General features: G+C 42.8%; 6 protein-coding genes and 1 pseudogene. All 7 read left to right on the top strand.

Going from position 1 to position 8,692, the window contains the following annotated elements:
* The first annotated feature begins 468 nt into the window (after window positions 1–468).
* Entirely contained in the window at window positions 469–3,027 is a 2,559-nt protein-coding gene (locus QME20_RS19260) for a GGDEF domain-containing phosphodiesterase (protein ID WP_239260134.1), read from the top strand.
* A 172-nt stretch (window positions 3,028–3,199) separates the two neighbouring features.
* On the top strand, window positions 3,200–4,552 hold the full coding sequence (locus QME20_RS19255) for an alkaline phosphatase PhoX (protein WP_281716484.1): 1,353 nt from the start codon (window positions 3,200–3,202) through the stop codon (window positions 4,550–4,552).
* A gap of 273 nt (window positions 4,553–4,825) precedes the next feature.
* Window positions 4,826–5,002, top strand: coding sequence for a hypothetical protein (locus QME20_RS19250; RefSeq protein ID WP_155279885.1), 177 nt, complete (start codon window positions 4,826–4,828; stop codon window positions 5,000–5,002).
* A 7-nt stretch (window positions 5,003–5,009) separates the two neighbouring features.
* A pseudogene (locus tag QME20_RS19245) lies at window positions 5,010–5,477 on the top strand (catalase-related domain-containing protein); the annotation flags it as partial.
* A gap of 158 nt (window positions 5,478–5,635) precedes the next feature.
* The gene (locus QME20_RS19240; protein ID WP_281716483.1) at window positions 5,636–6,250 is read left to right on the top strand and encodes an ankyrin repeat domain-containing protein; all 615 of its coding nucleotides are present in this window, start codon (window positions 5,636–5,638) and stop codon (window positions 6,248–6,250) included.
* Between the two features lie 359 nt (window positions 6,251–6,609).
* Window positions 6,610–7,662 carry an aldo/keto reductase gene (locus tag QME20_RS19235; protein ID WP_187447298.1) on the top strand — a complete coding sequence of 351 codons (1,053 nt, stop codon included), beginning with the start codon at window positions 6,610–6,612 and terminating at the stop codon, window positions 7,660–7,662.
* 109 nt (window positions 7,663–7,771) lie between these two features.
* Window positions 7,772–8,692, top strand: a 921-nt coding sequence (locus tag QME20_RS19230) for a Na/Pi symporter (protein WP_281716482.1), incomplete at its 3' end; no start/stop codon positions are given.

Raw genomic sequence — 8,692 nt, 5'->3', positions numbered from 1 at the left:
GTGAAGGTGGTCGTACAGTAGGTGCTGGTGTTGTATCTAAGATCCTAGACTAATCTAGACTTAGCAACACAAGCCAAGAAAAGCGCACTTAGGTGCGCTTTTTTATGCCTGCGATTTAGAACGTCACTCCCTCGCAATCTGCATAACAGAAAGCTTTGGGGAGAGAAGGAAACACGCCGTAAACTTACCCTTCTTTTTAAGTTAGAGCTTCGACACCCCCCCCTGCGTTGTAGAGTTTCAGAGGGCACAGCACCCACTCTCTAATACAGAAATAACTTAAGGCCCAGTGGGTTTTATGGGGAAGCGGACAAACTTATTTCAAAATGACTAGGTTCGAGGCTAGCCTTAATCGCAAGTTGAGCTATGCTTAGGCATTGATAAATTTGAAACTTATTATCGTCCTGCCTTTTTTCCGTCAGTGCGAAGTGGCAAACTCCATTTTAATGTTTTAACAAGGTTTTATAAGTAATGTCATTCGAGTCAGTTTTAAATGAATCGGAGTTCAGCACAATTGTTTTGGAAAATCGTAGTGCTTATGAGCAAGATTTATTAGGGTTTAATGAGTTACTTCACGCTGACTATCTCTTTTTAGGCGTCAAAAAAGCGGATAAAATTTCCGTATTAGTAGGGCTTGCGCACGACTCTCCAATTTCACAAATTGAATATGACCTGAAGGGTTCGCCTTGTGAAACTGTCTTGCTAACTGGAGCGTGTGGTTACAAGTCGGACATTTGCGAGCATTTTCCCGATGATCAAACCCTCAGTGAGCTTAATGCGCAAGCGTATTTAGGCGCGGGCCTCTTTAATGAGAAAAACCAAGATATTGGTTTACTCGTTGCTATTTTTAACACTCCCAAGCATGACATCAATGAGTGGTTACAAGTTTTCTCACTTCAAGCTAAGTTGTTTTCTACACAACTGCAGAAGGACTTTTTCGCAATAAAAACCGCGCGTAACCTAAGCCTTATTGATGAAATAAGCCGTATGTCGAAAACAGGGTCATGGGAGTTTTATCCTGAAACTGAAAAGTTAATATGGTCATCAGAGACATACCGTATCTTCGGTTTACCAGTCGGTAGTGCCATAAACGTCCAAAAAGCCATCAACTCTTTCGCCCCGGGATATACTGAGGAGTTAACGCTCGCATTTGATAACCTCCGTTTTCACCAACAGCCCTATGACATTCAGTGCAAAATTATCGATTCGTCAGGCACTATTCGATGGGTAAGAGCCTCTGGGAAAGCGGAGCTTTATAAGAATGGCGCAGTGAAGCGTCTTTTCGGTGCATTTGAAGATATTACTGAATATAAAACCGCGCTTACTCTCAATGAAGAGCGAGCGATGAAAATTCAAAATATTTTGAATAATATCAATGATGCTGTATTTAGTATCGACGTCAAGGGCACAATCACACATTGTAACGACATTGCGCTTAAAACGTTTGGTTACACGCGAAGGGAGTTAATCGCTCAGTCTGTAGAGATTCTAATGCCAGAACCTTATGCGTCTAACCATGCTTTTTATATGCGCAATTATATGGAGACTGGGGTAGGTAAAATTATAGGAGTAGGTCGTCAGCTTCCGGCTAAGCGAAAAAACGGCGATATATTCCAGATGGAATTGTCATTGTCGGAGAGTTTTGACCAGGGTGAAAGGGGATTTATAGGTGTTATACGGGATATTAGTGAACGTATAGAAGCGCAGGATACCATTTATAATCTCGCTTATACTGACTCTGTTACCCGCCTTCGAAATCAGCAGTGGTTCCATCAACGCTTTAAAGACTTGATGTTACGCGCATCGTTGAAGCAAGAATATATACATATTTTGTTGTTAGATATCGATAATATGGCGCAAATCAATACGCGTTTCGGCTTTGGTAACGGCAACTATGCTATAAGAAAGATTGCAGAGCAGTTGCTTTTCGTCATCGGCCACGATTATGAAATTTTTAAATATGGCGGTGATAGTTTTGTCGTACTGTCTAAAAAAACCTACATAAAAGAAGACCTCCATAAATTTGATGCGAACTTAGTGGAAAGCGCACTCCTTAGTCCACGTCATTTCGATATTGTCATAAATTCAGTGAAATGGTCTCTTACCGCGTCACTTGGCAGTGCTATCTTTAACCCGCAAGGTCAAAGCTTTGAGTCAATCATCAATGTAATCGAACAGGCTGTTAAAAGGGCAAAAAGGTCGGCACCTTTTGGTCTTTGTCATATTTCAGAGGATGGGTTTAAAGAGTTCGACCGTTATTTAGATATAAAATCTAAGCTTGAACAAGCGATAGAACGCGATGAATTATCAATAGTACTTCAGCCTCAAGTTACCCATGATGGAACGGTTTCTTCTTTCGAAGCGTTGGTGCGGTGGTACTCGAAAGAGTTAGGTCCAGTAAGCCCAAGTGAATTTATTCCTATTGCCGAAGAGAGCTACGCTATCTGCGAAATAGGTGACATAGTTTTAAGAAAAACGCTGAGCGTTATTAGTAACTTCGTGAAAAGCGGTTTAAAAACCAGTATTGCGATCAACATAAGCGCTAGACAAATCGTTGTGCCTGACTTTATAAATTCGCTACTTTCTCGCGTAAATCAATACGGCATTCCACCTCACATGTTAATGCTGGAATTAACAGAAACCGCTTTAGTGGTGGATATTGAGCTGGTTAAGGAAACCATGCTTGAACTCGCAAGATTCGGCTTTCGCTTTTCAATTGATGATTTCGGTACTGGATATTCCAGTCTTGCATACCTGAAAGTTCTCCCGATCAGTGAGCTTAAAATTGATAAGTACTTTGTGGACGACATAGGAAAAGACTTTGATGGAAAAGCGGCGCAGATTGTTGATGCAATTATTGAAATGGCCAAAGCACTGAATGTCACATGTATTGCAGAGGGTGTAGAGAGTGAAGAGCAGCTAAAATACCTAATAAGTAAAGGCTGTGAAAAATTTCAAGGCTATTACTTCTCAAGGCCTGAACCGGAAGCACATTGGGCGGGAATCAATGAAAACACAAAACTACCCTAAATTTAAAGAAAGTTTGCAATTATCCGCTATTGGCTAGCCAAGTCTTGATCGTGTTCTAGGTTCTCTTTTCCACCTGAAAAAGCGGCTTTCTTGTAAGTTTTATAAGCTCCTTTTGTCATACTGTAACAATACCGAGTTATAATTTTTGAATTTAATGCTGTGAGAGACTTTGATGATAACACGACGCCAGTTTTTAGTAGGCTCTTTGGCATTTGGTGGCCTAGCGACCAGTGCTTTTGGTAAGAAAATAAATTTGGCGTCTATGCCTATTAGTGAAGGCTATGGTGCACTAGTCGCCGACCCTCAAAAGCTGCTCGATTTACCTAAAGGCTTTAGCTATAAGGTTATATCAAGCCTTGGAAATAGCATGTCTGATGGTATGCATGTACCTGACAGAGCGGACGGTATGGGTTGTTTGCCTGTAGAAGGCAGTAGCGACAAAGTGGCGCTTATACGTAACCACGAACTGCACCCCAAACATTTGAGTGCTCAGCCACAGTCTATTCAAATGCATACTAGCGAGTTGGCCTATGACAACTATCATAGTGGCGTTGCTTTACCAGGCGGCACCACAACCATGGTGTATAACCTTACTACCAAAATGGTAGAGCGAGAGTTTATCAGTCTTGTTGGAACGGTAAGAAACTGCTCGGGCGGCACTACGCCTTGGGGCACGTGGCTAACGTGTGAAGAGTCCGTAGACCGACCTCATGGCCCGAACGGCGATGTGGTAAGCAAAGATCACGGCTACATATTTGAAGTACCTGCAAATGCTGACTCACTCATTGAAGCTAAACCACTTAAAGCAATGGGGCGCTTTAACCATGAAGCGGCATGTGTTGACCCCAAAACAGGCATTGTTTACCTGACTGAAGATCAGGGTGACAGCTTGCTATATCGCTTTGTGCCTAACGAGTACGCTAACTTGGCAGCTGGCGGCCAATTAGAAGCCCTGGTAGTAAAAAACAAACCTCAGTTTGATACACGTAATTGGAGTTCCACAACTATGCCATTGGCGACGTGGTTCGACGTTGAGTGGATAGCATTAGACAACCCAGAAAGCCCGAACGATGACTTACGCGCTAGAGGATATGAGAAAGGTGCTGCCTTATTCGCTCGCGGTGAAGGTATACATTGGGGTGAAAATGAGCTTTATTTTTGCTGTACTAATGGTGGCCAAAAGCAACTCGGTCAGGTGATGAAACTTGTTTCTTCTGCAGATGGTAAACAGGACAAGCTTCAGCTATTTTTAGAAAGTGAAGACAAGAACTTATATAACTTCGGCGATAACTTAACCGTATGTCCAAACGGGCATCTATTGGTGTGCGAAGATCAATATACTGATATTGTTGATAATCACTTACGCGGTGTTACACCAAATGGAGAAGTGTATAACTTTGCAAAGCTCCATGCGCAAACTGAACTTGCCGGCGCGTGTTTCTCGCCTGACGGCAATACGCTTTTCGTGAATATTTACTCTCCAACGAAGACCTTAGCTATAACCGGGCCATGGCTTGAAGGTTAGAGATCAGAGGTTGGAGACCAGATATTACGGTTATCTAGAAAACTGGCGTCATTTATTCTTAGTACTTTAAAATGGCGCCGTTATTCCCACAGCGTGAACTGCAAATTTCTATCAACCTTTCTTTCGTCACGCATCATTTACTTACTTTCATACCTTTTCTCGATTAACGAGTACCTTTACAATCTAATAAATTAATTATTTGAATCGTTTTAACCCGTTTTAATAGTTTTGTTCAATTAATGATAATACGCTCAACTTAAGAAGGAGAGCCAAATGAGCGCACTATTAAAAAAGCTAACAACGGCGAATAGCCACCGTGTTTCCTCCACAACTAATCAACCCATTCGAACGCAATGCAATTACGCTGATAACTATTATGGCGACCAAGTTTGCGTAGAAGTCAAAGCCCCTAAACCTCGTACCAACCTTCATGTGGGAGTACAGCTGTGAGAACCTCAAAAATGCGGTTATCAATAACCACGAACAGCATGGTCAGCTACGCACAACGAGTACTAATCGCGATGTGAACTACCAGCCAAGTCGACGTCTTGATCTTAACGAAGAACCGGCGTTCCGTTACTCAAGCAAACCGCTTGCAGGTATGACGCAACAAATTCCGTTCTACAAAGAGCAGAACTTTAAACAAGCAGGGGAGTTTTTCAGAAAGCTAACCAAAGAAGGCCAGCAAAACCTGATTAATAACTTAGGTGGAGCACTGGCATCGGTGCCTGAAGAAGAAATCCGCGTCATTATTAGTGCTTATATGTACAACGCAGATAAAGACTACGGCAAAGGCGTAGCTAAACTAGCAAACGCACCAATGGCTAAAGTCCGTCAAACGGCGAAAGACTTGATGGAACAGCAGGCTGCACGTGCAGCTAAAGCGAAACAAGTTGCAGAAAGCCTGACGGCGCTAATGCAATAAACCAGAGCTACTAAAGTCAGAGCTACTTAAGTCAGAAATATTAAAGTCAGAAGTACTAAAAGGTGGACTATTTATCGTTGATAAATAGTCCACCCAATGCGTAGCTACCTAATTTCAATTACTTTTCACTTCATGCGTCGATAAATAAAGAGGGCACAATGTCTATTTTTAAGCACTCACTACTATCAACACTGTTCGTTATTGTCACTCTATTCAGCTTCGATGCCAGTGCTGTAACACAAGTAACTAGTGCGGCGGATAAACCTGCGCAATCAGCTTCGCTATCTATTAAAGCACTAAAAGTGCGGTATTTCGACGCAGCTAGAGAAGGCGACAGCACCCTGTTGCAAGCCTTTTATAACGCTGGGCTAGATGTAAACGTCGCAGATGAAAAAGGCTATACAGCACTTATTCTTGCGGCGTACCACGGTCACACTGACACCGTAAACTTTCTTATTGAGCAGGCGAAGGTAAACCCGTGTCAAGAAGACAACCGCGGGAATACTGCACTTATGGGCGCTATATTTAAAGGTCATGTTAGTGTGGCAAAGCAGCTGGTATTTGCCGATTGCGATATAGACGAAGAAAACGCAAATGGGCAAACGGCCCTAATGTTTGCAAGCCTCTTCGATAGACAAGAGATTGTAAGCAGCCTAATAGAAAAAGGCGCAAATCCTAAGCATGTAGATAAAGCTGGTAACTCAGTGGCAGATATAGCCTTGTCGCAAGGCAATTACGCGCTCGCTAAGGCACTGAACAAAGATAATAAGTAGCTTACCTCACCGGCTTTTAGTTGCTGCGCTCACGTCTATCGTGTTAATTCTGGTATTGATCAAGAGTTCTGCGACATTTCACCGAGCTTTTGTTAACTTTCTTACTTTCTTTTATCGCTGGAAGCGTCAGTATCAAATAATTAATACCAGAAAGTTAGGGGTTGCAGAGTTAAAATCACTCGCAGAATTGGCGAATGAAATGGTCGAGTCCAAAAGAGATATTGAGGCGCGGCTAGCAAGTGTAGAAGCCGAGTTGACCATTAAGAAAGCCTCATAAATACAGAGAGCATTTTTATTTCTTAAGCGGTCGACTTATTATTGCATCAATAAGGTATAAGCCAAGCAAGGTAGAAGCAAAAATGAAGTTTAACCGCTTAGGAAATAGCGACTTACAGGTGTCGGATGTGTGTTTGGGCACAATGACATGGGGCATTCAAAACACCCAGCAAGATGCAGACGAGCAAATAGCGTTTGCCCTGGATAAAGGCGTGAACTTTGTCGATACGGCGGAAATGTATCCTGTTCCCCCAAATGTAGATACCTATGGCGATACAGAGCGCATTATCGGTAATTGGATTTCGCGGAACGAATCAAAGCGCTCTGACATTGTTTTAATGACTAAAATTGCTGGCAGCGGTTTGAATTACATTCGAAACGCAGGGCCCATTACAGCTGACGCTATCGCAAACGCACTCACCTATTCATTAGAACGCTTAAAAACGGATTATATCGACGTTTACCAGCTTCATTGGCCGAATAGAGTTACACCTCATTTCGGTAAGCATTGGCCGGATGGTGCTGATCCAACCAAAACCAATCGAGAGAAAGAACTGGATGGTATGCGTGATATCCTTTCAGGCATTAAGCGCGCGCTGGATGAAGGGAAAATTAGACACTGGGGGCTGTCAGATGACACGCCTTGGGGCATTCACGCCTTTCTTACACTTTGCAAAGAGCTGGATATGCCGCTTCCAGTTTCTATCCAAAATGAGTTCAGTTTACTTCATGCGAAAGACTGGCCTTATTTAATTGAAATGTGTGAACTAGAGAACATTGCTTACCTTCCGTGGTCGCCGTTAGCAACGGGTATGTTAAGTGGTAAGTATCAGGATGGAGCCAGACCGGAAGGTAGTCGTTGGACACTAGCTCAGCGTATGGGGTTATTTAGAGATAAAGCGCCAGCGCAGGCAGCTACAGCTGAATATATGAAGATTGCAGAAAAAGCAGGAATAACACCTTCGCAGCTCGCGTTGGCGTGGTGTAAGCAAGTGCCTGGTGTTACCTCAACAATTATTGGCGCTACCACTGTGCCTCAACTTAAAGAAAATATAGACGCGTTTGATATTTCACTTTCGAAGGAAACATTAGACGACATTCACGGTGTACTAAGGCAGTATCCTTTAGGCTTCTAAGCGAATTTTTTCTTCCTAAGATTGGCGGGGTAGCACTTCACTCCCCCGTCATTTTTGTGTAATACGCACGTCATATTATGTGTTTTTCAAGTATGAATTTGTGCGTATTATGTCAATGATTGACCCTCAACTAGCCCAGAACAGCGTGCTAGAAAAAGCACATAACTGGCGTAAGTGGCTTCTTTTAGCCTTGTTAGTCTATGTGATGTTATTAGCTGTCAGCATGATTGGCAGCGGATTCAAATTTGCTACTGGCGACCACGCGAAATCTCTTTTTAGTTTTGCTTCTAATCCTGTCATGGGATTGATTATTGGTATGGTGTGTACCGCACTTATTCAGTCTTCAAGTACGGTTACCTCTATTATTGTCGGAATGGTAGCGGGTGGTTTACCCATAACTATCGCTATACCCATGATGATGGGCGCCAACATTGGGACCAGTATTACCAACACCTTGGTGAGCCTTGGTCATGTTGCAAAAAAAGATGAGTTTCAAAGAGCCTTCAATGCGGCCACTATTCATGACTTCTTCAATGTACTGTCGGTACTAATTTTCTTACCTCTTGAAATGGCGTTTGGTATTTTGGAGTTTTTAAGTGCCCAATTGGTTGCGCTTATCCATACAGGTGAAGCCATCGGTGTGTCTGGTGTTAATCCTATTAAAGCGATGACGCAACCGGTAACAGACATAGTTACACAAGCATTCTCCTTTTTACCTTCTATTTATCCGGGCGTAGCGAAAATAATTCTTGGTATCGGCCTTATTATGTTTTCAATTACCTACATGGGTAAAATTATGAAATCACTTATGGTAGGCAAGGCAAAGGCGTTATTGCATACCAGCATAGGAAAAGGGCCACTCTCTGGAATAACGTCGGGTGCTGTGATGACAGTGCTAGTGCAATCCTCGTCAACCACCACATCGCTCATGGTTCCTTTGGTTGGCAGTGGAATTTTAAAAGCTAAGGATATCTATCCGTTCACATTGGGCGCAAATATAGGCACATGTATCACTGCGCTTATCGCAGCG

This window comes from Alteromonas sp. CyTr2, assembly GCF_947311905.1.
Classification (GTDB): domain Bacteria; phylum Pseudomonadota; class Gammaproteobacteria; order Enterobacterales; family Alteromonadaceae; genus Alteromonas; species Alteromonas macleodii.
Note: the sequence above shows the minus strand (reverse complement) of the source record. Positions and strands in the feature narration are given on the sequence as shown.